This window comes from Frateuria flava (assembly GCF_017837635.1).
GTDB classification, from domain to species: Bacteria; Pseudomonadota; Gammaproteobacteria; order Xanthomonadales; family Rhodanobacteraceae; genus Frateuria_A; species Frateuria_A flava.
The window spans coordinates 43,984-68,394 of sequence record NZ_JAGJRS010000015.1 but is presented as its reverse complement, the minus strand read 5'-3'; the positions used below and the strand labels follow the sequence as shown (position 1 = coordinate 68,394).

Here is a 24,411-nt window from a genome sequence, read left to right as displayed (position 1 = left end):
AGCTGGCCCCGCCCGGTCCAGTGCTGCAGTGCCGCAAATCCACCAGGGCTCTGGCATAGTAGGCGTCCGCCCCGGCATGGACTTGCGCAGATGAAGACCTCGTTCCCCAGGCAGGACATCCACGTGCTGCTGCTCGAAGGCGTCAGCCGCAGCGCCGAGGAAGCCTTCCGCCATGCCGGTTACACGCAGGTCGAAGTTCATCCCAAGGCGTTGCCGGAGAGCGAGCTCAAGGCGCGCCTGGCCGAGGCGCATATCGTGGGCATCCGCTCACGGACCCAGCTCACGCCCGAACTGCTGGAACATGCTCGGCGCCTGATCGCAGTGGGCTGCTTCTGCATCGGTACCAACCAGGTCGACCTGGGCGTAGCGCGAAAGCTCGGCGTGCCGGTATTCAACGCGCCCTACTCCAATACCCGTAGCGTGGCCGAGCTGGTCGTCGCCGAGGCGATCATGCTGCTGCGCGGCATTCCGCAGAAGAACATGCAGTGCCATCGGGGTGGCTGGTCGAAATCGGCCACCGGCAGTTACGAGGCGCGCGGCAAGGTGCTCGGCATCGTGGGCTACGGCCACATCGGCACGCAGGTAGGCGTGCTGGCCGAGAGCATGGGCATGCGCGTGCTGTTCCACGACATCGAGGCCAAACTCGCGCTGGGCAATGCGCGTGCCGCGGCAAGCCTGGACGAGCTGCTGGAGGCGGCCGACGTGGTCACGCTGCACGTGCCCGATACGCCGGCGACGCGGATGATGATCGGCGCCGGACAACTCGCGCGGATGCGCGAAGGATCGCTGCTGGTCAACGCCTCGCGCGGCAGCGTGGTGGACATCGACGCGTTGGCCGCGGCCCTGTTCAAGGGTCACCTGGCCGGTGCGGCGGTGGACGTCTTTCCGTCCGAACCCAAGGGTAACGACGACGCCTTCGTGTCGCCGCTGGTGGGCATGGACAACGTGATCCTGACCCCGCACATCGGCGGCAGCACGCTCGAGGCGCAGGACAACATCGGCATCGAGGTGGCGAGCAAGCTGGTGCGCTACAGCGACAACGGGTCCACGCTGTCGGCGGTGAACTTCCCGGAAGTGTCGTTGCCGGAGCATCCGCGCAGCCGCCGCCTGCTGCACATCCACCGCAACGTGCCGGGCACGCTGTCGCGCATCAACGAGTTGTTCTCCGCCGGCAACATCAACATCGATGCGCAGTTCCTGCAGACCGATTCGGAAGTCGGCTACGTCGTCATCGACGTCGCGACGGACGCGGCGCAAGCGCAGGCGCTGAAGGAGCGGATGGCAGCGATCCCGGGGACGTTGAAGACCCGCGTGCTGTATTGAGGTGCTCGGGCCCGCGCTCCGGCGTGAGCCCCTCCCCTCGGGAGAGAAGTTGGCGGGAGGGTTCGGTAGCGCCTGACCGCAGGTGCCGCCCAGACCCGCCTGTCGGCCTCCTCTCCGGGGAGGCAGAGGGACTTGGCCGGGAGGACCAGGGTGGCGCTTCGACCTCGGCGCTGCGCTCCTACGCTCGGCGCGAACGGCGTCCATGCGGCCGATCCAGAAGCGCGAAACAAAAACGGCGCCGAGGGCGCCGTTTTCAATGACTCAAATTGGTCGGGGCGGCCGGATTCGAACCGACGACCCTCTGCCCCCCAGGCAGATGCGCTACCAGGCTGCGCTACGCCCCGACGTGACTCGTGTGTTCGCCGCGTTCGCAGTGAACAGACGGCGAACTATAACAGATGAGCGGGTGTTTCAGCGACGCAGCAGGGTCAGGATTTCTTCCAGTTCCATGCGCACCTGGCGCACGATCTGGTGGGACATGCTCGACTCCATGCGCGCCTGCGGACCTTCCAGCCTGGCACGGGCGCCGGTGATGGTGAAGCCTTCGTCGTACAGCAGGCCGCGGATCTGGCGGATCATCAGCACGTCGTGCCGCTGGTAGTAACGGCGGTTGCCGCGGCGCTTGACCGGGTTGAGCGCGGGAAATTCCTGCTCCCAGTAGCGCAGCACGTGCGGCTTGACCCCGCACAGCTCGCTGACCTCACCAATGGTGAAGTAGCGCTTGGCCGGGATGGCGGGCAGTTCGGTGTTATTCCCTTGGTCCAGCATAGCTCTCGACTCGCACCTTGAGTTTCTGCCCCGGACGGAACGTCACCACGCGGCGGGCGGAGATCGGAATCTCCTCGCCCGTCTTGGGGTTGCGGCCCGGTCGCTGGTTCTTCTGACGCAGGTCGAAGTTGCCGAAACCCGACAGCTTCACCTGCTCGCCCCTTTCCAACGCTTCGCGGACGACCTCGAAGTAGGCGTCCACGAATTCCTTCGCCTCACGCTTGTTGAGGCCCACCTCGAGGAACAGGCGCTCGGCCATCTCCGCCTTGGTCAGCGCCATCTCAGCCTCGCAACTTTGCCTTGCATGTCGACTCCAACGCAGCCACCGCATCACGCACGCAGCGGTCCGCGTCGTCGTCGGTAAGCGTGCGTGAAGCGTCCTGCAAAATCAAGCCCATAGCGAGACTCTTTCGGCCTATGTCGACACCCTTGCCGCTGTAACGGTCGAACAGCCTGAGCTCCTTGAGCACGCCGCCCAGCGTGCCGCGGACCGCCTGCTCGATCTGTGACCAGCGCACCTCTTCGGGCAGCTCGACCGCGATGTCGCGGCGTACCGAGGGGAAGCGCGGGACCGGCCGGGCCCGCGGCAGGTGGCGGTCCAGCAGCGGCGGCAGGGCCACCTCCAGGACGTGCACGTCCGGCCCGAGATCCAGCGCCTTGGCCAGTTGCGGATGCAGGGCGCCCAGATAGCCCACCGTCTCACCGTCGCGCGCGACTCGCGCGCCGCGACCCGGGTGCAGCCAGGACGGCAGGTTGTCGGCGTGCAGCGACCACCGCTCACGCTGACCGCCCCAGGCAAGCAGTGCGTCCAGCTCGCCCTTGAGGTCGAAGAAGTCATACGGACGCGCCGGCTCGGCCCACTGTTCGGCCCGCGCGCTACCGCACGCGGCAATCGCCAGGCTCGGGGTTTCCACCGGCGGATCGCCGGCGGCGAAAACACGGGCCACTTCGAACAGCCGCACCCGCTCCTGCTGGCGCGCGCGGTTGTGCCGCAGCGCCTCGACCAGGCCCGGCAGCAGCGAGGGCCGCATGACAGCGAGATCTGCCGACAGCGGGTTGGCCAGCGGCACCAGGTTGTCCGTGTAGCCCCAGCGCGCAAGCAGCTCGGCGCTGACGAAGGAAAGGTTGACCGCCTCGTAGTAATCGCGCGCGGCGAGCTGTTCGCGCAGCGGAAGTTCGCCGATGCGCGCCTCGGGCTCGGGGGCGAGCGTGAGCGCGCCGGCAGGCGTGTGCGTGGGGATACGGTCGTAGCCGAAGACGCGCGCGACTTCCTCGATCAGGTCCTCTTCGCGCTCGATGTCGAACCGGCTGGTCGGCGCGGTCACCTGCCAGCCCTCGGCGGTCGCGTGCACCGTCATGCCCAACGCGGTGAAGATCCGCGTGACCTCCTCGTCCGGCACGGTCAAGCCCAGCACGCGCGCCAGGCGGGCGCGGCGCAGGGTTGCCGTGGCCGGTCGCGGCAGATCCGCCGGATTCTCGGCGACCCGCACCGGGCCGGCCTGGCCGCCGGCGATCGCGAGCAGCAATTCGGTCGCCCGTTCCAGCGCACGGCGCGGCAGCTCCGGATCGACGCCGCGCTCGAAGCGGTGCGACGCATCGGTGTGCAGGCCGAGCTTGCGCGCGCGCCCCATGATCGCCGCCGGCGCAAAGTGCGCGGACTCCAGCAAGATGTTGACGGTCGCGTCGGTGACGCGCGAATCGTGGCCACCCATCACGCCGGCGACGGCCAGTGCCTTGCGGTCATCCGCGATCAGCACAAAGCCCTCGTCGAGCTTCGCCTCGGAGCCGTCGAGCAGCTTCAAGGTTTCACCGGCGCGCGCGTGGCGGACCACGATGTCGCCTTCCAGCGTGTCGTTGTCGAAGGCGTGCAGCGGCTGGCCCAGCTCCAGCATCACATAGTTGGTGACGTCGACCACGGCGCTGATCGGGCGCAGGCCGGCACGGCGCAGGCGCTCGGCCAGCCACAGCGGCGAGCGCGCTGCGGCATCGATACCCTCGATGACACGGCCCAGGTAGCGCGGCGCGTCCTTGCCCGCTTCCAGGCGAATGCCGCGGTGCGCGTCGGAGGTGACTGGCGCCGGATCCTGCACCGGCACCAGCACGCGACTGCCGAACAGCGCGGCGACATCGTGTGCCAGCCCGACCAGACCCAGGCAGTCGGGGCGGTTGGGGGTGAGCTTGAGCTCGATGCTGGCATCAGGCAGGGCGAGGAACGTGGCCAACGGCTGGCCGACCGGCGCATCCGGCGGAAGCTCCATCAGGCCCGAAGCATCGGCATCGACGCCCAGCTCCTTGGCCGAGCACAGCATGCCGGCCGATTCCACGCCGCGCAGTTTGGCCGCCTTGATCGTGATGCCGCCCGGAAGCACGGCGCCGATCATCGCCAGCGGAGCCTTCAGGCCGACGCGGGCATTGGGCGCGCCGCAGACGATCTGCAGTGGCTCGCCCTGGCCGGTCGCGACCTTGCAGACCTGCAGGCGGTCAGCTTCAGGATGCTTCTGGGCAGCGACGATCTCGCCGACCACCACGCCATCCAGACCCTCGCCCAGCACGGTCAGTTCTTCCACTTCCAGCCCGGCCATGGTCAGCGCATGGGCCAGCTCGGCGCGGTCGGCCTGGATCTCGACCAGCTCGCGCAGCCAGTTCTCGGAGAATTTCATGGGTTGACGTCCGGGATTCGAAATTCGGGATTGGGGATTCGTGGAAGGCGGGAACCGGGGCTCTTGCGAATCCCGAATCCCGTCTCCCGAATCCCGTTCATGCAAACTGCTTGAGGAAACGCAGGTCGTTCTCGAAGAACGCGCGCAGGTCCGAGACACCGTAGCGCAGCATGGCGAAGCGCTCGACGCCAAGGCCGAAGGCGAAGCCGGTGTAGCGCTCCGGGTCGATGCCGCAGTTCTTGAGCACGTTGGGGTGGACCATGCCGCAGCCGAGCACTTCCAGCCAGCGGCTCTGGCCGTCTTCCGTTTCCCAGCGGATGTCCACCTCGGCCGAAGGCTCGGTGAAGGGGAAGTAGCTGGGGCGGAAGCGCATCTCGAAGTCGCGCTCGAAGAATGCGCGCACGAACTCGGCCAGCGTGCCCTTCAGGTCGGCGAAGCTGGAGGTTTCGTCGACCAGCAGGCCTTCGATCTGGTGGAACATCGGCGAGTGGGTCTGGTCCGAGTCGCTGCGGTAGACCTTGCCCGGCGCGATGATCCGGATCGGCGGCTGCCGGCCTGCCATCGAGCGAATCTGCACCGGCGAGGTATGCGTGCGCAGCAGACGCCCGTCGCCGAAGTAGAAGGTGTCATGCATGGCGCGCGCCGGATGGTGCGGCGGGAAGTTCAGCGCCTCGAAGTTGTGCCAGTCGTCCTCGATCTCCGGGCCCTCTGCGCGCTGGTAGCCCAGCCGCGCGAAGATCGCGGCGATGCGCTCCAGCGCACGGGTGATCGGGTGGATGCCGCCCCGCTCGCCGTCGCGGCCCGGCAGCGTGATGTCGAGCTTCTCGGAGGCCAGGCGGCGATCGAGCTCGGCCTGTTCCAGCGACTGCTTGCGCATCGACAGCGCGTCGGCCAGGCGTTCCTTGACGCGGTTGACCTCGGCGCCGCGCGCCTTGCGCTCGTCCGGGGCGAGGGCGCCGAGCGACTTCAGCGCGGCGGTGACGATGCCGCTCTTGCCGAGCAGGCCCACACGCAGGGTTTCGAGCGCGTCGAGTGAGGCGGCGGCTTCTATATCGGCCAGGGCCTGGGTTGCGCGGCTTTCGAGATCATCCATCGGTGCGAGTTCCGCTTTGGCTTTTGCTTTTCAGCTCCCTCTCCCCTCCGGGGAGAGGGTCGGGGTGAGGGGCGCTCTTGCGTTGCTGCCGCGATCGGAGCGGCTTTGGTGGAACCCAAGGCAAGCCTTGGCCCCTCACCTCAATCCTCTCCCCCGAGGGGAGAGGAGGCAAACGCAGAGGAGCAACGTTATTGAAATAAAAACGGGGAGAAGGCGTTGGCCTTCTCCCCGCTTGATTTACAGCATACCGTCGGTGACGACGATCAAGCGGCCAGGCTGGCCTTCGCCTTTTCCGCGATGGCGCCAAACGCCTTGATGTCGTGCACGGCGATGTCCGCCAGCACCTTGCGGTCGATCGTGATGCCGGCCTTGTTCAGGCCGTTGATCAGGCGGCTGTACGACAGGCCGAACTGACGGGCCGCGGCGTTGATACGCACGATCCACAGCGCGCGGAACTGGCGCTTGCGCTGCTTGCGACCGATGTAGGCGTACTGGCCGGCCTTGATGACGGCCTGGTTCGCGACGCGGAAGACCTTGCGACGGGCGTTGTAGTAGCCCTTCGCGCGGCCGATGATCTTCTTGTGACGACGACGGGCGGTAACGCCACGCTTTACACGAGCCATGGTGTTCTCCTTCCCTTAGACGTACGGCAACATGCGAGCCACACCCTTGGTGTCGCACGCCTTGACGTGATTGGTGGCGCGCAGGTTGCGCTTACGCTTGGTCGACTTCTTGGTCAGGATGTGCGACTTGAAGGCGTGACCGGCCTTGAACTTGCCCGAGGCGGTCTTGCGAAAACGCTTCGCGGCCGCCCGGTTGGTCTTGATCTTGGGCATGGGAATGCTCCTGGGTGGGCTTGATTGCCCGGTTTCTGACTGATTCGGCGGTGGCCCGATGAGCCACGCTTTCCGTCCTGCCGACATCGGTTCACGACCCGTCCATGTGGGTCGAACCGGCGATTATACGGAGGAGTCCGGAGCAAAGCCAGCCTGCCGGATACCTTGTGTACGCCGGGGCCAGCGCCGGTCGGGACCGGCTAAAGTGGCGGTTCCGCCTCCCCCGGAGCCGTCATGTCGACCCCACCCGATACCGTCCGCATCGTCGAAGTCGGCGCCCGCGATGGCCTGCAGAACGAAAAAACGCTGTTGCCGGCGCAGGTGAAGATCGCCCTGATCGATCGCCTGTCGTCCACCGGCCTGACCACCATCGAGGCGACCAGCTTCGTCAGTCCCAAATGGGTGCCGCAACTGGCCGACGCGGCGGAGGTGTTCACCGGCATCCGCAAGGTGCCCGGCGTGCGCTATCCGGTGCTGGTGCCCAACCTGCAGGGCTACGAGCGGGCGCGGGCCGTCGGCGTGCAGGAAATCGCCGTGTTCACCGCGGCCAGCGAGGCGTTCAACCGCAAGAACGTCAATGCATCGATCGACGAGTCGATCGAGCGCTTCGTCCCGGTGATCGAGCGCGCCCGCGCCGACGGCGTGGCGGTGCGTGGCTACGTCTCCACCGTGCTCGGCTGCCCGTACCAGGGCGAGGTGGCCGTGGCCGACGTGGTTCGCGTGGCCGAACGGCTGCACGCGCTGGGCTGCTACGAGATCTCGCTGGGCGACACCATTGGCGTCGGCACGCCGGCCAAGGCGCGCACGATGCTGCGCGCGGTGGCCCAGTCGGTACCGATGCCGGCGCTGGCGGTGCACTTCCACGACACCTACGGGCAGGCGCTGGCAAACATCCTGGCCTGCCTGGAGGAAGGCGTGAGGGTGGTCGACAGCGCCGTCTCCGGCACGGGCGGCTGTCCCTACGCCAAGGGCGCCACCGGCAACGTGGCGAGCGAGGACGTGGTCTACATGCTCCAGGGCATGGGCCTTGAGACCGGCATCGACCTGGATCTGCTGATCGCCACCGGCGCCTGGCTCGCCGCGCAACTGCACAAGGACACTGCCAGCCGCGTCACCCGTGCGCGCACGGCGGCCTGAACCCTGTTTTCCTGCCATGCAAGATCCCCGTCCGATGACCGCCAACTTTCTGATCCGCCCCATCGAACCGCGCGACGACGCCACCGTGGCCGCCATCATCCGCAAGGTGATGCCCGAATTCGGCGCCGACGGCCCCGGCTTTGCGATCCACGATATGGAAGTCGACCACATGGCCGAAGCCTACGCGCAGCCAGGCCGGGCCTACTTCGTGGTGGAGCGCGAGGGCGTGGTGATCGGCGGCGCCGGCGTGGCGCCGCTGGACGGCGGCGAGCCGGACGTTTGCGAACTGCGCAAGATGTACTTCCTGCCGCAGGCGCGCGGCATCGGCGCCGGCACGGCCATGATGGAGCGCTGTCTCGACGCGGCACGCGCACTGGGCTACCGCCGTTGCTACCTCGAAACCCTGACCGGCATGGATGCGGCACAGGCGCTCTACCGGCGCAGCGGCTTCGCGCCGATCTGCCAGGCGATGGGCGGCACCGGCCACCACGGCTGCGACCGCTTCTACCTGCGCGAGCTCTGAAGTCGATGATCCGCGTCGCCCGGGCCGAGGACGCTGCGGCAATCCACGCCATCTATGCACCGTCGGTGACCCACGGCGTGGCCACTTTCGAAACTGCCCTGCCCGGCGTGCCGGCGATGGCCGAACGCATTGCCGCGCGGCTGGACCACTACCCGTGGCTGGTCTGGGAGCACGAGGGCGAGATCCTCGCCTACGCCTATGCCAGCCGCTTCCGCGAGCGCGCCGCCTACGACTGGATCGCCGAGACCTCGATCTACGTGCGCGCCGACGCCCAGCGTGCGGGGCTGGCCCGGCGCCTGTACGGCGTGCTGCTGGAGGTGATGCGCCTGCAGGGCATCAACCAGGCGGTCGGAGTGATCACCCTGCCCGGCGAACCGAGCGTGCGTCTGCACGAGGCAATGGGTTTCGAGCCCGCCGGGGTGTGGCGGCAGAGCGGCTACAAGCTCGGCCGCTGGTGGGACGTCGGCGTCTGGCAGAAGACCCTGCAGGCACCGGCTGTGCCACCGGCCCCGGTGGTGCCCTTTGCGCAGCTGCACCGATCCGGGCAGCTCGCCCCGTGGACTGATACCTGAGCGCCCCGCAAGGCGCCCGCCCGGTTCCTGCTCCGCCGCCCTCTGATCCATGCTTCCTGTAGGAGCGCCCCTGGGCGCGGCCACCGGCCACCCGGTCGCGCCCAAGGGCGCTCCTACAAAGGTGGCACGGAGCTGCCCCCGTAGCCCCTGTCTACTCGGTCAACTCGAACGCAGTGCGCGGGCCGATCAGCTCGCGCAGCAGCGGATTGGGAAAGCGCCGCTTCATGGTCACGGCGAAGAAGGTCTCGCTCAGCTGGGGCAGTTGCCGGGCCTCGACCAGCCGGCCACTGGCCAGCTCGTCCTTGACCACGATCGGCGGGACCACCGCCAGGCCGATGTCCTCGCGCGCCAGCAGTCGCATCATCGCCATGTCGTCCACTTCGGCGGCCACCCGCACCTGCACCCCGAGCCGATCGACCAGCGCCTCGAAGCCGACCCGCACGCTGCTCTCCATCGTCGGCAGCACCAGCGGCTGACTGGCAAGCAGGCCGGCAAGCGTGTCGCCCTTGCCGATGCGCGCGGGCGTACCGATCAGGCTGACCGGCTGCTCGGCGATCTCGTGCGCCACCCACGAGGTGGCCGCGTCGCGCGGAGGCGCGACGTTGACCAGGACCACGTCCAGCCGGTGCGCCTCCAGGCCCTGCAGCAGGAACGCGGTGGTCCCCGAGCGCACGATCACCTCCACGTCCGCCCGCGCCAGCAGCGGGCGCAGGAAGCCGATCTGGAAGTTGCGCGAGAGGGTCGCCAGGGCGCCGACGCGCAGGATCGATCGATGCTCGTCCGGGCGATGCCTGAGCGTGGCCAGCAGCTCGGCGCCGCCGGCGAAGATCGCTTCGGCATGGTCGAAGGCGATCTGCCCGGCCTCGGTCAGCAGCAACTGCCTGCCGCTGCGCTCGAACAGGTCGTGGCCCAGCTGCGTCTCCAGCTTGCGGATCTGGATCGACAGGGCCGACTGCGAGACCAGCAGCTTTTCGGCGGTACGGGTGAGGTTGCCCTCGCGGGCGACTTCCCAGAAGTAGCGCAGGTGGTTGTAGTTCAATGGCGCCATCGTTCTACTCTGTATATCGATAAATTCGTTTAATTATATTTTATAGAATGATCCGCGTGGCGTAGCCTTCGCGCCGTTTTGACAGCCGCGGAGAACTCGATGCCCCCCTTCCTTGCGACCCTGGCGCTGCTCGCTCCTGCGGGCCTGCTGCTCGCATGGCGGCTACCCGTGCGTAACGGTGGCCGGCCGGTCACGCAGGCGCTGGCCGCCAGCCGGCTGGCGAGCGGGTCGGGCTTGCTGTGGGCAGTGCTGGCGGCGGTCGGCACCGCGGTGCAGGGCGCCACGACCAGCCCGCTGCTGGGCGTCGCCGGCATCGGCCTGTCGGTACGCCTGGACGCGATCAGCTGCTCCATGTTCCTGCTGGTCGCCTTCGTCGGCGTGATCGTCGTGCAATACAGCCGCAACTACCTCGATGGCGACCCGCGCCAGGCCGAATTCCTCCGCGGCCTGTGCCGCACGCTGGCGGCCGTGATGCTGCTGGTGCTGGCCGGCAACCTGGCCCAGCTGGTGGTGGCGTGGAGCGCCACCAGCCTGTCCTTGCACGGCATGCTGTTGTTCTACCGCGACCGTCCCGCCGCGCGCATCGCCGCTCGCAAGAAGTTCATCGCCGCCCGACTGGGCGATGTGTGCCTGGTCAGCGCCGCGGTGTTGCTGGTGCACCTTTTCGGCAGCACGGACATCGCCACCATCCTGGGCCGCGCGCACGCCCTGCCGGCGGCGGCGACGGGGGCGGCGACGACCTGGCTGGTGGCGCTGCTCGGCCTGGCGGCACTGATGAAGTCGGCGCAGTTCCCGGCGCACGGCTGGCTGCCTGAAGTGATGGACACGCCCACGCCGGTCTCGGCGCTGCTGCACGCCGGGATCATCAACGCCGGCGGCTTCCTGATGATCCGCTTCGCCGACGTCATGCTGCTGTCGATGCCCTCGCTGCACTTCATCGCGCTGGTCGGTGGCTTCACCGCCTTGTTCGGCGGCGTGGTGATGCTGACCCAGACCACGGTCAAGGGCGCGCTGGCGTGGTCGACCGTGGCGCAGATGGGCTTCATGACGCTGCAGTGCGGGCTGGGTGCCTTCGCCATCGCGTTGCTGCACCTGCTCGCCCACTCGCTGTACAAGGCGCACGCGTTCCTGTCCTCCGGCAGCGTGATCGAGACCAGCGCCGTGCCGATGCCGCATCGGCCGCGGCTGCGCTCGGCGGTGATCAGCCTGGTGCTGGCGCTGGCGATCTACGTCGGCACCGGATGGCTGTTCGGGGTGTTCGCCCATCCGCAGCCGGCGGTGCTGAGCCTGGGGGCGATCCTGGTGATGGGCACCAGCCTGCTGCTGGCGCCCGCCTGGCAGGGCGCCACGGACGCACGGCTGGTGCTGCGCACGCTGCTGCTGGCGGGCTTCACCACGGTTGCCTATTTCGCCCTGGAGCGCGCGGCCGTGGGCCTGACCGCAGCCACCCTGCCGCCGATCCCCGCGCCGGATCGGACCGGCCGCTGGGTGATGGGGCTGGCGGTCGCCTCGTTTGCGCTGGTGAGCCTGCTGCAGGCACTGGCGCCGCGCTGGATGCAGCGACCGGCCTGGCGCATCGCCCGCGTGCACCTGGCCAACGGGCTGTACGTCAACGCCTGGGCCAACCGGCTGGTCGGTGCGCTGCGCCGCCGCGCGCCCGCCCGTCACCCCACCCCTGCCGCCTGAGGCCGCCCGATGAATGCCATTGCACTGCAACTCGACGACACGGACGCGCCGGCCTCCGGGCACGCACCCCGCGCCGTGCTTGATGCCGCCACGCAGGCTTGCCAGCGCATCGCGCCGCTGTGGCCACTGGCGAACTTCGTGGCGGTCAACCCGTTTCTCGGCCTGACCGACCGGCGCTTTACCGAGGCGGCCGCACTGATGGCCGGGACGGCCGGTGCCCGCATGACCATGCCGCGCGCGTTCTATCGCGAGGCGATCGCCCAGGGGCGGATCAGCGAGCCGGATCTGGCGCTCGCGCTGCGGCGCGCACCGCGCAGCAGCGCAGTCCCGCGCGACGTGCCATCGCTGCATCGCGCACTACGCGAGGCGACCTCGCCGGAGCTCGCACCGTGGGCAACCGCCGTCGACGCGGCCAGCCAGGTGACCGGCCGAGACTGGACGGCATTCGCCTGCGAGCGCATCGCGACCTGGGCGGCCGGCTACTTCGACCAGGGCCAGGCGCTGTGGCCCTCGCCTTCGCGACACCTGGGCCCGTACGCATCATGGCGGCAGGAGGCGATGGTCGACCGCACACCGGGGATCATGGGGTTGGCGGGCTTCCGCCGCATCGTCGGCACGCTGCCGGCGAGCGCCGAGGCGATGATCCAGGCCGGCGCTGCCCGCCTGCAGCTCGACGGAGCAGACCTGGCCAACTACTTCCACCGGCTGCTGATGAGCGTGGGCGGTTGGGCCGGCTATGCGCGCTACCTGGGCTGGCAGAGCGCTCTGCAGCAGCGTGGCGACACCACATTGCTCGAGCTGCTGGCCGTGCGGCTGGCCTGGGAGGTCGCCATCCTGGAGGTCTTCGCCGCCCGGCCGGCGGTGGCGGAGGCCTGGGCGCAGGCACGCGAACACTACGGTGCCGCGCCCGCCGACCCGGCGGATCTGGCGATTGATGCGCTGCTGCAGGAGGCCTACGAGATCGGCTGGCAGCGACAGTTCGGCGTGCGCCTGGCCGGCGTGCCGGCGGCCCGTCCGGCGAGCCGGCGTGCAGTGCAGGCCGCGTTCTGCATCGATGTGCGCTCGGAGGTATTCCGCCGCGCGCTGGAAAGCGTCGCGGACGAGGTGGAGACCTTCGGTGTCGCCGGCTTCTTCGGCATGCCGATCGAATACGTGCCGCTGGGTCGCAGCCGCGGCGGCGCCCAGTGCCCCGTGCTGATCGCACCGGCGGTCACCGTGCAGCAGAGCGTGCGCGGCGCAAGCCCGGCGCAGGCACGCACGATCGCCTCGTTGCGCCGCGTGCGGCTGCGGATCGGCTCCGCCTGGCGCTGGTTCAAGCTCGCCGCGGTGTCGTCCTTCAGCTACGTCGAATCGATGGGCTGGCTCTACGCCGGCAAGCTGGCCGCGCACGCGTTCGGCTTCGGCCGGCCCGAGCCACAACCGGGCACCCGCGGACTGGCAGCGGACGTGCTTGCGCGCCTGGCGCCGGACCTCACGCCGCAATCGATCGACGGCCACGCCAGCGGCATCGACCTGCCAACGCGGATCCGGCTGGCCGAGGGCGCGTTGCGCGCGATGTCGCTGCGCCAGGACTTCACCCGGCTGGTGCTGTTCGTCGGCCACGGCGCCAGCTCGACCAACAACCCGCACGCCAGTGGCCTGAATTGTGGGGCCTGTGGCGGTCACCCGGGCCAGGCCAACGCCCGTATCGCCGCGGCAGTGCTGAACGATCCGCAAGTGCGCGAGGCGCTGGCCGGGCGCGGCATCGCCATCCCGTCCGACACCTGGTTCGTCGGCGCGCTGCACGACACCACCACCGATCAGGTGACCGTGTTCGACGCGGAGCAGGTGCCCGCCAGCCATGCCGCCGAACTGCGCCAACTGGATGCATGGCTTGCCGCGGCCGGCGCGCGGACCCGGCTGGAGCGCACCGCCGCGCTGGGCCTGCCGCAGACCCCTGCCGCGGCGGCCGCACTGGCAGCCCGCAGCACCGACTGGAGCCAGGTGCGGCCAGAACTGGGACTGGCCGGCTGCGCGGCCTACGTGATCGCCCCGCGCAGCCGCACCCGCGGACTGGACCTGGGCGGACGCGCCTTCCTCAACTCCTACGACTGGCGCCAGGACGACGGTTTCGCCGTGCTGGAGTCGATCATGACCGCACCGATGGTGGTCGGCGCCTGGATCAACCTGCAGTACTACGGTTCGGTGGTCGACAACCGCGTGTTCGGCTGCGGCAACAAGGTTCTGCACAACGTGGTCGGCCGGCTCGGCGTGATCGAGGGCAACGGCGGCGACCTGCGCGGCGGCCTGCCGTGGCAGTCGCTGCACGATGGCGAGCGCCTGCAGCACGAACCGTTGCGCCTGTCGGTGGTGATCGACGCGCCGCTCGATGCGATCAACACGATCCTTGCCCGGCACGAGCCGGTGCGCCACCTGGTCGACCATGGCTGGATCCACCTGTTCGCCATGGACGAGGGCCCCGGATCGCTGCAGCGCTACCGTGGCAACCTGCAGTGGGAAACGGCGGCATGAGTACGGCGTCGTCCGACGCTGCGGGCCCTGCATCCGGCGCGCCCCCGGCCACCGTCGACGCGGCGGTGGCGGCGCTGCGCCGGGGCCTGCTGATCGGCCTGCCCACCGAGACCGTCTACGGGCTTGGCGCCGACGCCGGCAATCCCGCGGCGGTGGCGCGGATCTTCGCCGCCAAGGATCGCCCGGCCGACCATCCACTGATCGTGCACCTGCACCGCGCCGACCAGTTGCCGCAGTGGGCCGCCCGCGTGCCGGACGTCGCGTGGCGGCTGGCCGAGGCGTTCTGGCCCGGCCCGCTCACGCTGGTGCTGCCGCGCGCGCCCGGCGTGCTGGATGCGGTGACCGGCGGGCTGGATACGGTCGCGCTGCGGGTGCCGGCCCATCCGCTGGCGCTGGCGGTGCTCGAGGCCTTCGATGGCGGCATCGCGGCACCCTCGGCCAACCGGCACAAGAAGATCAGCCCGACCACCGCGCGCGACGTGCGGGACGAGCTGGGCGATGCGGTCGCCGTGCTGCTCGACGGCGGACCGTGCCAGGTCGGCATCGAGTCGACCATCGTGGACGTCTCGACCGGCGGCGTACGCATCCTGCGGCCGGGCCTGATCGGCGAAGCGGAACTGCGACAGGTCACCGGCCAGGCGCTCGTTCCGGTCGCCGGCCCGACGCCCCGTGCGCCTGGCCGCATGAACGTCCATTACGCGCCCCGGGCGACCGTGGTGCTGCTGCCGCAGGACCAGGTCGGCGCGGAGGTCCACCGCTGGCTGGCGCGGCAGGCCCGCGTCGGCGTGCTGTCGGCGGTACGCGAGCCGGCGTGGCCGGCGCAGGTGCACTGGCTGGCGCTCGGTGGCGCCCCCGATGAGCAGGCGCGGCAACTGTACGCGCGGCTGCGCGAGGCGGACCGGCTGCGCCTGGACGTGCTGATCGCGGCGCCCCCGCCCGACCAGGGGCTCGGCCACGCCCTGCGCGACCGCCTGTGGCGGGCCGCCGGCCTGGGCGACCGGCTGCCATGACGATCCGGGCCGCATGCGGTTCCGCCTCCGCGCGTTACCCGTCGGTCGGCGGCGATGCCCAACGGGGCGCCCAGGGCGCCGGCGCCGATGGCTGATCCGGTCCCGGCGGTACTCGCCACCATGCACGGTAAGGAGCGGGCGATCGCGCCGCTGCTGCAGCGCATGCTCGGCCTGGCGGTGCAGGTTCCCGCCGGGCTGGACACCGACCGCTTCGGCACCTTCAGCCGCGAGATCCCGCGCATCGGCACACCCGAGTACGCGGCTCGCGCCAAGATCGCCGCGGCGTTCGAGCGCATGCCGCAGGCGCGGTTCGGGCTGGCCAGCGAAGGCAGCTTCGGGCCGCACCCGCAGGTGCCGTTCCTGCCGGTCGACGGCGAGCTGGTGATGCTGGTGGATCGACGCGACGGGCTGGAGCTGACCGGTTACCACCTCACCCCGCGCACCAACTTCGCCCACGCGCAGGTCCAGTCGATGGAGGCCGCGGAAGCCTTCGCCGCGCGCATCGGCTTCCCCTCCCACGGCCTCATCGTGATGGGTAGCACCGATGGCCAGCCGGCGCCTGCGCGACTGCTGCGCAAGAACATCGCCACGGTCCTGGAGCTGCAAGCCGCGGTGGCCGAGGCCATCGCGCGCTGTGGCGCCGCCCATGTGGAAGCGGACATGCGCGCGCACCGCAACCCCACCCGCATGCGCGCCATTCGCCGCGCCACCGTCGACCTGCTGCGTCGCTATCGCTCATGTTGCCCGCGCTGCGCACGCCCCGGCTTTGTCGTGAGCGAGCGCGTGCCGGGGCTGCCCTGCGCAGCATGCGGCTCGCCGACCGCGATGACCGTGACCGAGGTGGTCACCTGCGCCGGGTGCGCTTACCGGATCGAGCGGGCGGTCACTCCGCCCAGCGCGGACCCCGCGCGCTGCGATCTGTGCAACCCCTGAGGCACCCACGGGTGCGAGGAGCCCAACGCATGTCTGGACGTTTGACCCCGCAGGAACGCCTTGCCCAAGCCGACAAGCGCATCGATTGGCTGTTGGCCCAGCCGGGCACGAGCGAATGGCTGAAAGCCTGCCTGCGCTCGGCACGCGCTCATGAGCCGGTGCAGTTGCTCAACGACCTGGAGCTGCTCGGCCTGCTGCTGCGCGAGCGCGCAGGCGCGCTGGTCGACGGCCTGCTGGCGCCTGCGCCGCCCGCGCGCGAGTCGCCCTGCTCCACGGTCTGAGCATCGGCCCAACGAATCGTCGGCTGGTGCCTCGAGGCCATCCGCGAGCGGCTAGACCGCCACGTCCGCCTTGATCGGCGGGTGCGGGGCGTAGTCTTCCAGCACGAAGTCCTCGATGCGGTAGTCGTCGATGCTTCGGGCATGCCGCGCCAGGGTCATGCGGGGGAAGGGGCGCGGTTCGCGGGCGAGTTGCTCGCGGGCCTGCTCGACGTGGTTGAGGTACAGGTGGACGTCGCCACCGACCCAGACCAGCTCCCCGGGTCGCAGCCCGGCCTGTTGCGCGAGCATCAGCTGCAGCGCGGCGGCGCCGACGAAATTGAACGGCGCGCCCAGCAGCAGGTCGGCCGAGCGCTGGTACAGCAGGCAGTTCAGCCGTCCATCGGAGGTCACGTGGTACTGGTAGACCATGTGGCACGGCGGCAGCGCCATGCCCGCCAGCTCGCCGACGTTCCAGGCGTGGAACAGCATGCGCCGGCTGGCCGGATTCTCCCGCAGCGTCTTCACCAGCGCGGCGATCTGATCGTGCTCGGCCCCATCGACGCCAAGCCAGCGCCGCCACTGTTTGCCATACACCGGGCCCAGCTCGCCCCAGCGGGCGGCAAAGGCGTCGTCCTCGACGATCCGCCGTTCGAACGCCTCCTGCGAGATGTCCTCGCCGGTGGCGCGGCGATAGGCGGCCAGCGGCCAGTCGGTCCAGATCCTGACGTTTTCGCGCAGCAGCGGCTGGATGTTGGTGCCGCCGGTCAGGAACCACAGCATCTCCTTGACCGCCAGCTTCCAGTACACCCGTTTGGTGGTCAGCACCGGCACCGTGCCGTCGGACAGGTCGAAGCGCACCAGCGCGCCGAACACCGAGCGGGTGCCCACGCCGGTGCGGTCGAGCCGCTGGTCGCCCCGGTCGAGAACCTGCTCGAGCAGATCGAGGTACTGGTACTCCGGATGCCGCATGCTGATGCCTTCTGACGTCGAGGGGTGTGTGCTGGCCAAACGCGATTCTAGCGGCAGGCCGCCCACGCGGCCCGCCACCACCGTGGTGACATCCGTCACTCCCCCAGCAGCCTTCCGCCGGCCTAGACTCGTGCCCTTGCACCCCAAGGGACGGCCAACATGACGCAGTGGTATTTCAGCTACGGCAACAACGAACGCATCGGTCCGCTGGACGACGAGGGCGCCCGTGCGCAGGCGCGCAGCCGTCCCGACGGCTACTGCTGGAAGGAAGGCTTCGGCGAGTGGCGGCCGATCCACAGCGTATTCCAGCCGGCGACCGACATGGCGGTCGCCCCGCCACCGGTGCCTGCCGGCCGCTATGGCGCCTCTGACGAGGTCGACTACCGCATCGTCGGCAGCGACATGCAGTTCGTCGAGGTCGAGCTCGATCCCGGTGAGAGCGCCATCGCCGAGGCCGGTTCGCTGATGTACAAGGAATCGGCGGTACAGATGGACACCGTCTTCGGTGACGGCTCCAGCTCCGTCCAAGGCAGCGGCCTGATGGGCAAGCTGATGTCGGCGGGCAAGCGCGTGATCACCGGCGAGAGCCTGTTCACCACCGTCTTCACCCATACCGGCAACGGCAAGGCCAAGGTCGCCTTCGCCGCGCCCTACCCGGGCACCGTGATGGCGATGAAGCTCTCCGAGCATGGCGGCCGGCTGATCTGCCAGAAGGATTCGTTCCTGGCTGGCGCGCGCGGCGTGCAGTTGGGCATCTACTTCCAGCGCAAGATCCTCACCGGCCTGTTCGGCGGCGAGGGCTTCATCATGCAGAAGCTCGAGGGCGACGGCTGGGTGTTCGTGCACGCCGGCGGCACCGTGGTCGAGCGGGAACTCAAGCCGGGCGAGCGGCTGGACGTCGATACCGGCTGCGTCGTCGCCTTCCACGACACGGTCAGCATGGACGTGCGTCCGGTCGGCGGCATCAAGAGCATGCTGTTCGGCGGCGAGGGCGTGTTCCTGGCCACGCTCACCGGTCCGGGCAAGGTGTGGCTGCAGTCGCTGCCATTCTCGCGCATGGCCGGCCGCATGCTGGCGGCTGCGCCGCAGGGCGGCGGAACGCGTCGTGGCGAAGGTTCGATCCTCGGCGGCCTGGGCGACCTGATCGGCGGCGACAACAACTTCTAGCCACGCGCCTGTGGGAGCGCACAGGGTGCGCTCCCGCAGTCTCTGCCTCAGTGCACCGCGGGCACCAGCGTGGGCGCCCGGCGTGACATCGCCACCAGCACCACCCCGATCACGATCAGCGGCAGCGACTGCACCTGTCCCATCGTGAGCCAGCCCCAGGCCAGGTATCCAAGCTGCGGATCGGGCACGCGCACGAACTCGATGGCAAAGCGGAAGCAGCCGTACATCAGCGCAAACAGGCCCGACACCAGGTAACGCGGGCGCGGCTTCATCGACACCAGCCACAACACGGCGAACATCACCAGGCCTTCGAGCGCCATTTCGTAAAGCTGCGAGGGGTGTCGGGGGATACCACCCAACTGTGCCAACTGCTGCGCCAGCGCCGGCTGGTCGTGCGCCAGCTGCACGTCTTCCATCTTTGCGTTCGGGAAGATCATCGCCCACGACGCGTCGCTGGGCTTGCCCCACAGCTCGCCGTTGATGAAGTTGCCCAGCCGCCCCAGGCCCAGGCCCAGCGGCACCAGTGGCGCGACGAAATCCATGGTGTCGAAGAAGTGCAGCCGATGCCGCCGCGACCACCACCAGGCGGCCACCAGCACGCCGATCAGGCCGCCGTGGAAACTCATGCCGCCGTCCCAGACCTTGAACAGCGCCAGCGGATCGGTCCAGATCCACTGCGGGCCGCCAGCGTAGTAGAACAGCATGTACCACACGCGCCCGCCAACGATGATGCCCAGCATGGCGTAGAACGCCAGGTCGCTCAGCGCATCGCGACTCACCGGCAGCCGGCCCTGTTTGCGCCGGCGCTCGCCCAGCAGGCCCGCCCCAAGGAAACCCAGCAGGTACATCAGGCCGTACCAGTGCACCTGCACGGGCCCGATGTGGAAGGCGACCGGATCGAAGTGGACGGTGAACGGCTGGGTCATGGCGAAAGAGTGCGAGCTAAAGATCCAGTGTAGCCGGGCCCGACCGACCAGCGCAGGCCCTTTCCCCCCGCGAACCACTCTCACTAGAATCGCGGCGAACACACGCGGCGCGGGGGCGCCGCCAGGCCGACCACCGTGCTCCCGGTGGCCGCGCCCGCCACAGGGAGCTTAAGGGGGAAGGGATGATGAACCGATTCACGCGGGCTGCGCTGTGCGCCGCCCTGTTGGGGGCGTCCGCGATCGTCGCGGCCGCCGACCTGCTGCCGGTGCAGGATTTCGCGCGCCACCCGTCGCTGTCGATGCCGCGGCTGTCGCCCGATGGCAAGTACCTGGCCGTGCGTTGGGACGACGGCAGTTCGCACGCGCTGATTGTCTACCGCGTCGGCGACATGTCCCGGCCCGCCAGCATGCTGCGCATGCCCAAGTACGAGCTGCCGGCCGGCATCACCTGGGTAAGCCCGACGCGGCTGGTGGTCGAGAAGGGCAAGGAATACGGCTCGATCGACAAACCGTTCCTCACCGGCGAGATCATCGCCACCGACGTGGACGGCAAGCACCAGGACTACCTGTACGGCCGGGAAACCAAGTACAGCTCGCGTGCCGCCACGCGCGGCACCGACCGCGGCTGGGGCACGGTCGACGGCACGCCCGATTCGGCCAACGGCCACTTCTACATGGCTGCCATGCCCTGGGACAACCCGGACCACAGCTATCTCTATGACGTCGACGCCGGCGCCAATACCCGCCACCTGATCGGCGACATCGGCGAGGGCGACATGAGTTTCATGGTCGGCGCCGATGGTCAGGCGCATTACGCCTACGGCCGCAACGAACACTTCAACTATGTCGTCTACCTTCACCAGAACGACCGCTGGCAATCGCTGACGGCCGCGCAGATCGGCGGCACCTTCGCTCCGATCTATTTCACCCCCGACCACCAGCGCGTGTATGCCATGTACGACGCCGGTGGCGGCCCGGCCTCGCTGGTCGAGCAGGACGAAAACGGTGGCAACCGCAAGGTGCTGGCCGCCGCGGACTTCGGCGACATCGGCGGCATCGAATGGACACCGCTGCCGCGCCAGCCGTTCGCGACCATCCCCGACACGGGCCTGCCGCAGTTGCGCTACATCGATCCCAACCTGCCGGCCGCCAAGCTGCACCGCGCGCTGGCGATGAAATTCCCGGGCCAGTACGTGCATTTCGTCGACTACAGCGAGGACGGCGGGCAACTGCTGTTCAGCGTGAGCAGCGATCGCACGCCAGGCTCCTATTTCCTGATCGATACGCATAGCTACAAGGTGCTCAAGCTGTTCGATGTGGCGCCGTGGATCGACCCGACCAGGATGGCCGAACGCCGCCCGCTGCGCTTCAAGGCCAGCGACGGCACGGAGCTGGAAGCCATCCTCACCCTGCCGCCGGGCCGTCCCGGGACCAACCTGCCGATGGTGCTGCTGCCGCACGGTGGCCCGATCGGCGTGCGCGACGACTGGTTCTACGACGGCGACGCGCAGTTCCTGGCCAGCCGCGGCTACCTGGTGCTGCAGGTCAACTACCGCGGATCGGGCGGGCGGGGCGAGGATTTCCAGGAAGCCGGTTACCTCAAGTGGGGCACGCGCATCCAGCAGGACCTGATCGACGGCGTCAAATGGGCGGTTGCCCGGCACTATGCCGACCCGGCGCGCGTATGCGTGTACGGCGGCAGCTTCGGCGGCTACTCGGCGATGATGACGGTCATCCGCGCGCCGGGCATGTTCAAGTGCGCGGTCGGCTATGCCGGCATCTACGACCTGAAGATGATGTACAAGAAGGGCGACATCCGACAGAGCGAGAGCGGCCGCAGCTACCTCACCACCGTGATCGGCCGCAACGACGCCGAGCTCGACGCCAACTCGCCCGACAAGCTTGCCGACAAGATCAATGTTCCCGTATTGCTGATCCATGGCGAGGACGACAAGCGCGCCCCGTTCGCCCAGGCCAAGGCCATGCGCGCGGCGCTCGATGCGGCCCACAAGCCCTACGAATGGATGAGCAAGCCCGGCGAAGGCCACGGCTTCTACGACGAGCAGAACCGCGTTGATTTCTACAACGCGTTGCAGGCGTTCCTGGAGAAGCACATCGGCAAGGGAGCCTGAGCCTCCGGATCCCCGTAGGGCGTCTTCAGCCCAACCGCCTTGTGCGCGGGTGGTGGGCTGAAGCCCACCCTACGGCTTCCGTGCGGGCCTGCTACAGCAGCACCGGACGATCGGGCAGCTCATCCGGGTTGTGGCGATCGTCCGCAGGGAAGTGCTCGCGCAGCAGCGCGTTAATGGCGGCCAGGCCTTCCAGGCTGCCTTCGCGCCAGCGACCGGCGGCGAAATGGTCGCGCATGAGCGCACACACGTCGTCCCATTGCGCTTGCGCCACGCGGCGCGCGATACCGCGATCGGCGACGATCTCGATCCGCTGCTCCGACAGCAGCAGGTAGATCAGCACGCCGCAGTTCTCCTCGGTATCCCACACGCGCAGCTGAGCGAAGACTTCCTGCGCGCGCGTGCGCGCATCCACGCCGGCCAGCACCGCCCGCACGGCCAGCCGCGACTCCACCGCAAAACGCACTTCGCCGAGATGACCACGCTCGCCCACGGTGACCGCGTCGGCCAGGTCGTCCAGCAGCATCGCGGGAAAGCGCTGCCGCAGCTGGAACCAGCCGCCGAACAGGTTGGCGAGCAATCGCTGTACGGGTGTCATCACCAGCTCCCCGAAGAACCGCCGCCGCCGAAGCTGCCGCCGCCGCCACTGAAGCCGCCGCCTCCGCCGAAACCGCCGCCGCCCCCGAAGCCGCCACCACCGAAACCACCACCGCCGAAACCACCCCAGCCGCCCCAGCCCCCGCGCCCGATCGAGCGCCCACCACCGCCTGGCAGCAGCATGAACACGCCGCCGATGATCGCGCCCAGCACCGCCGAGCCCAGGCTGGCGGCGACCAGCCAGAGGATGCCGCCGGTGATGCCCGCGCCCAGCGGCGTGCGCACGAACAGGTTGGCGCGACCGAACAGATTGCGCAGGAAGAAGGCGATGAAAATGCCGATGAACAGCGCCTGCTGGAAGCCGATCCCGCGATGTTCGCGCGGCGCGCCCTGCACGGGCGGCGGCAGCGGCTCGCCGTCGATCAGCTGCGTAAGCGCGCCCACCGCGTCATGGATGCCGCCGTAGTAATCGCCCTCGCGGAACTTCGGCGCGATGTATTCGCGGATGATGCGCGCGGTCGCGGCGTCGGGAATCGCACCCTCCAGTCCGTAGCCGACCTCGATGCGCACCCGCCGGTCGCCCTTGGCCACCAGCAGCAATACGCCATCGTCGGTGCCCTTGCGGCCGACCTTGTTCTGCTCGGCCACGGCCAGCGAGTAGCTCTCGATGTCCTGCTCGCCGGTGCTGTCGATCATCAGCACCACCAGCTGCGCGCCCTTGCTTTTCTCCAGCGCAACCAGCTGGCCGTCGAGCTGGTCGACCTGCTGCGCGCTCAGCGTGCCGGTCAGGTCGGTAACGTGCCGCTTGAGCGTCGGGACCTCGGCAGCCTGCGCCGCCCAGCCCGCCACGAAGAGCAGCAGGCCGAGCAGCAGCCACGCCAGCCGCGGCGCGCGAGGGGCCATGTCAGTGCGCGGCCGAGCCGGCCGGCGCGGGCGCCTGCGTGCCGAAATCGACCGTCGGCGCGGTGGAGATCGCCTTCTCGTTCTCGACGGTGAAGTTCGGCTTGACCTGGTAGCCGAACATCTTGGCGGTCAGGTTGTTCGGGAAGGTGCGGATCATCGAGTTGTATGCCTGCACCGACTGCACGTAGCGGTTGCGCGCCACGGTGATGCGGTTCTCGGTGCCTTCCAGTTGCGCCTGCAGGTTCTGGAACAGGCCGTTGGCCTTCAGGTCCGGGTAGCGCTCGCTGACCACCATCAGCCGCGACAGCGCACTGGACAGCTCGCCCTGGGCCTGCTGGAACTGCTGGAGCTTCTGCGCGTCATTGATGGTGTCCGGGGTGACCTGCACGCTGCCGACGCGGGCGCGGGCATTGGTGACCTCGGTGAGCACGCGCTCCTCGTGCTGGGCATAGCCCTTGACCGTGTTGACCAGGTTCGGCACCAGGTCGGCGCGGCGCTGGTACTGGTTGAGCACCTCCGACCAGGCGGCCTTGACCGCTTCGTCCTGGCGCTGGATGGCGTTGTAGCCGCAGCCGCTGAGCAGCACGGCGAGCAGCGACAGCACGATCACGCGAAGGGTCTTCATGGCGGCGCTCCGGATGAGTGGGTGCGCCAGCGTAGGGTCAGGCTCCGGCCAGCGTCAACGAGCCCGGTACGGGTAGCCCGGGACCTGCCGTGACGTCCGTGGGAAATGTCGTCGCCTGACGCGGGCCTGCCCCGCTACGCACCCAGGATCGCGGGCAGCCGGGGGCCGACGATCAGCACCCAGCTCAGGCCCATGAACACCAGCAGCACGAACACCGCCGCCGAGCCCATGTCCTTGGCGCGGCCAGCCAGCTCATGGAACTCGGGACTGACCTTGTCGACCACTGCCTCGATCGCCGAGTTGAGCAGCTCCGCCGAGAGCACCAGGAACATCGGCAGCACCAGCGCCAGCTTCTCCAGCGCGCCATGGCCCAGGTAGAGCCCCAACGGAACCACCACGATCGCCAGGCAGACCTCGAAGCGGAACGAGGCCTCGTGGCGCCAGCCCGCGCGCAGGCCTTTCATCGACCAGCGCAGCGCGTTCCACAATTGTCGCGGTCCGCGGAAACCTTCAGCGGCCATGCGCTCAGGCGTCCTTCCGCGCGGAGGCGGAGCCGGAGGGCAGCGGCAACGGGGCTGACGACATGGGCGGCTACTCGCGATCGGCCGGCGGCAAGCGCACCATGATGCCACAGCGCCCGTCACGCAACCGCATGTCGCAGTGCAGCGTCACGCGTTTGACGGATGGGTTACCCTCCGGTGATTGCAGCCCGGTTCAGGGTTGCAGAGCAGGCCG

At 69.1% G+C, this 24,411-nt stretch carries 24 protein-coding genes and 1 tRNA gene; 11 read left to right on the top strand and 14 right to left on the bottom strand.

What is annotated here, in order from left to right; translation table 11 throughout:
* The first annotated feature begins 90 nt into the window (after positions 1 to 90).
* Entirely contained in the window at positions 91 to 1,323 is a 1,233-nt protein-coding gene (serA, locus tag J7I44_RS07660) for a phosphoglycerate dehydrogenase (protein ID WP_209618442.1), read from the top strand.
* A gap of 267 nt (positions 1,324 to 1,590) precedes the next feature.
* On the opposite strand, the gene J7I44_RS07655 is transcribed toward serA, so the two are convergent.
* The 7 genes from J7I44_RS07655 to rpmI all read right to left on the bottom strand — a co-directional run bounded on the left by J7I44_RS07655 (position 1,591) and on the right by rpmI (position 6,680).
* Positions 1,591 to 1,667: transfer RNA gene (locus J7I44_RS07655), tRNA-Pro, on the bottom strand.
* Between the two features lie 67 nt (positions 1,668 to 1,734).
* Positions 1,735 to 2,091 carry a MerR family transcriptional regulator gene (locus tag J7I44_RS07650; protein ID WP_209618439.1) on the bottom strand — a complete coding sequence of 119 codons (357 nt, stop codon included), beginning with the start codon at positions 2,089 to 2,091 and terminating at the stop codon, positions 1,735 to 1,737.
* Positions 2,072 to 2,371: an integration host factor subunit alpha gene (ihfA, locus tag J7I44_RS07645; protein WP_091333672.1), complete on the bottom strand. Its 300-nt coding sequence runs from the start codon at positions 2,369 to 2,371 to the stop codon at positions 2,072 to 2,074. Before ihfA ends, J7I44_RS07650 begins: the two co-directional genes overlap by 20 nt.
* Position 2,372: 1 nt before the next feature.
* Positions 2,373 to 4,751 (bottom strand): phenylalanine--tRNA ligase subunit beta, encoded by a 2,379-nt coding sequence (pheT, locus tag J7I44_RS07640; protein ID WP_209618435.1) that lies wholly within the window; start codon positions 4,749 to 4,751, stop codon positions 2,373 to 2,375.
* A gap of 97 nt (positions 4,752 to 4,848) precedes the next feature.
* Positions 4,849 to 5,844 carry a phenylalanine--tRNA ligase subunit alpha gene (gene pheS, locus J7I44_RS07635; protein ID WP_209618431.1) on the bottom strand — a complete coding sequence of 332 codons (996 nt, stop codon included), beginning with the start codon at positions 5,842 to 5,844 and terminating at the stop codon, positions 4,849 to 4,851.
* A gap of 263 nt (positions 5,845 to 6,107) precedes the next feature.
* The gene (gene rplT, locus J7I44_RS07630) at positions 6,108 to 6,467 is read right to left on the bottom strand and encodes a 50S ribosomal protein L20 (protein WP_209618427.1); all 360 of its coding nucleotides are present in this window, start codon (positions 6,465 to 6,467) and stop codon (positions 6,108 to 6,110) included.
* Between the two features lie 15 nt (positions 6,468 to 6,482).
* Positions 6,483 to 6,680 (bottom strand): 50S ribosomal protein L35, encoded by a 198-nt coding sequence (gene rpmI / locus J7I44_RS07625; RefSeq protein WP_026635107.1) that lies wholly within the window; start codon positions 6,678 to 6,680, stop codon positions 6,483 to 6,485.
* Between the two features lie 234 nt (positions 6,681 to 6,914).
* On the opposite strand from rpmI, the gene J7I44_RS07620 reads away from it, so the two are divergent.
* Genes J7I44_RS07620 through J7I44_RS07610 form a run of 3 tightly spaced genes read left to right on the top strand, consistent with a single transcriptional unit; the run spans position 6,915 to position 8,912 of the window.
* Positions 6,915 to 7,817, top strand: a complete 903-nt coding sequence (locus tag J7I44_RS07620; RefSeq protein ID WP_209618424.1) for a hydroxymethylglutaryl-CoA lyase — start codon at positions 6,915 to 6,917, stop codon at positions 7,815 to 7,817.
* Between the two features lie 34 nt (positions 7,818 to 7,851).
* A complete protein-coding gene (locus tag J7I44_RS07615; protein WP_209618421.1) occupies positions 7,852 to 8,340 on the top strand; it encodes a GNAT family N-acetyltransferase in 489 nt (162 codons plus the stop codon).
* 5 nt (positions 8,341 to 8,345) lie between these two features.
* Positions 8,346 to 8,912 (top strand): GNAT family N-acetyltransferase, encoded by a 567-nt coding sequence (locus J7I44_RS07610; protein WP_209618419.1) that lies wholly within the window; start codon positions 8,346 to 8,348, stop codon positions 8,910 to 8,912.
* A 151-nt stretch (positions 8,913 to 9,063) separates the two neighbouring features.
* On the opposite strand, the gene J7I44_RS07605 is transcribed toward J7I44_RS07610, so the two are convergent.
* Positions 9,064 to 9,960 (bottom strand): LysR family transcriptional regulator, encoded by an 897-nt coding sequence (locus J7I44_RS07605; protein WP_209618416.1) that lies wholly within the window; start codon positions 9,958 to 9,960, stop codon positions 9,064 to 9,066.
* Positions 9,961 to 10,059: 99 nt separating this feature from the next.
* Between J7I44_RS07605 and J7I44_RS07600 the strand changes: the two genes are divergently transcribed.
* The 5 genes from J7I44_RS07600 to J7I44_RS07580 all read left to right on the top strand — a co-directional run bounded on the left by J7I44_RS07600 (position 10,060) and on the right by J7I44_RS07580 (position 16,381).
* Positions 10,060 to 11,646, top strand: coding sequence for a proton-conducting transporter transmembrane domain-containing protein (locus tag J7I44_RS07600; RefSeq protein WP_209618413.1), 1,587 nt, complete (start codon positions 10,060 to 10,062; stop codon positions 11,644 to 11,646).
* 9 nt (positions 11,647 to 11,655) lie between these two features.
* Positions 11,656 to 14,157, top strand: coding sequence for a YbcC family protein (locus tag J7I44_RS07595; protein WP_209618410.1), 2,502 nt, complete (start codon positions 11,656 to 11,658; stop codon positions 14,155 to 14,157).
* The gene (locus J7I44_RS07590; RefSeq protein ID WP_209618406.1) at positions 14,154 to 15,167 is read left to right on the top strand and encodes an L-threonylcarbamoyladenylate synthase; all 1,014 of its coding nucleotides are present in this window, start codon (positions 14,154 to 14,156) and stop codon (positions 15,165 to 15,167) included. Before J7I44_RS07595 ends, J7I44_RS07590 begins: the two co-directional genes overlap by 4 nt.
* Before the next feature lie 87 nt (positions 15,168 to 15,254).
* Positions 15,255 to 16,100: a DUF6671 family protein gene (locus J7I44_RS07585; RefSeq protein WP_209618402.1), complete on the top strand. Its 846-nt coding sequence runs from the start codon at positions 15,255 to 15,257 to the stop codon at positions 16,098 to 16,100.
* Positions 16,101 to 16,129: 29 nt separating this feature from the next.
* Positions 16,130 to 16,381, top strand: coding sequence for a hypothetical protein (locus J7I44_RS07580; RefSeq protein ID WP_209618399.1), 252 nt, complete (start codon positions 16,130 to 16,132; stop codon positions 16,379 to 16,381).
* 51 nt (positions 16,382 to 16,432) lie between these two features.
* Here the strand turns inward: J7I44_RS07580 and thyA are convergent, their stop codons facing one another.
* Complete coding sequence (gene thyA, locus J7I44_RS07575; RefSeq protein WP_209618396.1) at positions 16,433 to 17,329, bottom strand: thymidylate synthase; 897 nt, start codon at positions 17,327 to 17,329, stop codon at positions 16,433 to 16,435.
* Positions 17,330 to 17,488: 159 nt separating this feature from the next.
* Between thyA and J7I44_RS07570 the strand changes: the two genes are divergently transcribed.
* Positions 17,489 to 18,496: a TIGR00266 family protein gene (locus J7I44_RS07570; RefSeq protein ID WP_209618393.1), complete on the top strand. Its 1,008-nt coding sequence runs from the start codon at positions 17,489 to 17,491 to the stop codon at positions 18,494 to 18,496.
* Positions 18,497 to 18,543: 47 nt separating this feature from the next.
* Here J7I44_RS07570 and lgt read toward each other — a convergent pair whose 3' ends face one another.
* Positions 18,544 to 19,422, bottom strand: coding sequence for a prolipoprotein diacylglyceryl transferase (gene lgt / locus J7I44_RS07565; RefSeq protein ID WP_209618390.1), 879 nt, complete (start codon positions 19,420 to 19,422; stop codon positions 18,544 to 18,546).
* A 185-nt stretch (positions 19,423 to 19,607) separates the two neighbouring features.
* Between lgt and J7I44_RS07560 the strand changes: the two genes are divergently transcribed.
* Positions 19,608 to 21,554, top strand: coding sequence for an alpha/beta hydrolase family protein (locus J7I44_RS07560; RefSeq protein ID WP_209618387.1), 1,947 nt, complete (start codon positions 19,608 to 19,610; stop codon positions 21,552 to 21,554).
* 91 nt (positions 21,555 to 21,645) lie between these two features.
* Here the strand turns inward: J7I44_RS07560 and J7I44_RS07555 are convergent, their stop codons facing one another.
* From J7I44_RS07555 to J7I44_RS07540, 4 genes are all read right to left on the bottom strand, one after another.
* Positions 21,646 to 22,149 carry a TPM domain-containing protein gene (locus tag J7I44_RS07555; RefSeq protein WP_209618384.1) on the bottom strand — a complete coding sequence of 168 codons (504 nt, stop codon included), beginning with the start codon at positions 22,147 to 22,149 and terminating at the stop codon, positions 21,646 to 21,648.
* Positions 22,149 to 23,051 (bottom strand): TPM domain-containing protein, encoded by a 903-nt coding sequence (locus J7I44_RS07550; protein ID WP_209618381.1) that lies wholly within the window; start codon positions 23,049 to 23,051, stop codon positions 22,149 to 22,151. Before J7I44_RS07550 ends, J7I44_RS07555 begins: the two co-directional genes overlap by 1 nt.
* Before the next feature lies 1 nt (position 23,052).
* Positions 23,053 to 23,676: a LemA family protein gene (locus J7I44_RS07545; protein ID WP_209618378.1), complete on the bottom strand. Its 624-nt coding sequence runs from the start codon at positions 23,674 to 23,676 to the stop codon at positions 23,053 to 23,055.
* A 134-nt stretch (positions 23,677 to 23,810) separates the two neighbouring features.
* Positions 23,811 to 24,197, bottom strand: a complete 387-nt coding sequence (locus J7I44_RS07540; RefSeq protein ID WP_209618376.1) for a diacylglycerol kinase — start codon at positions 24,195 to 24,197, stop codon at positions 23,811 to 23,813.
* Positions 24,198 to 24,411: the final 214 nt, after the last annotated feature.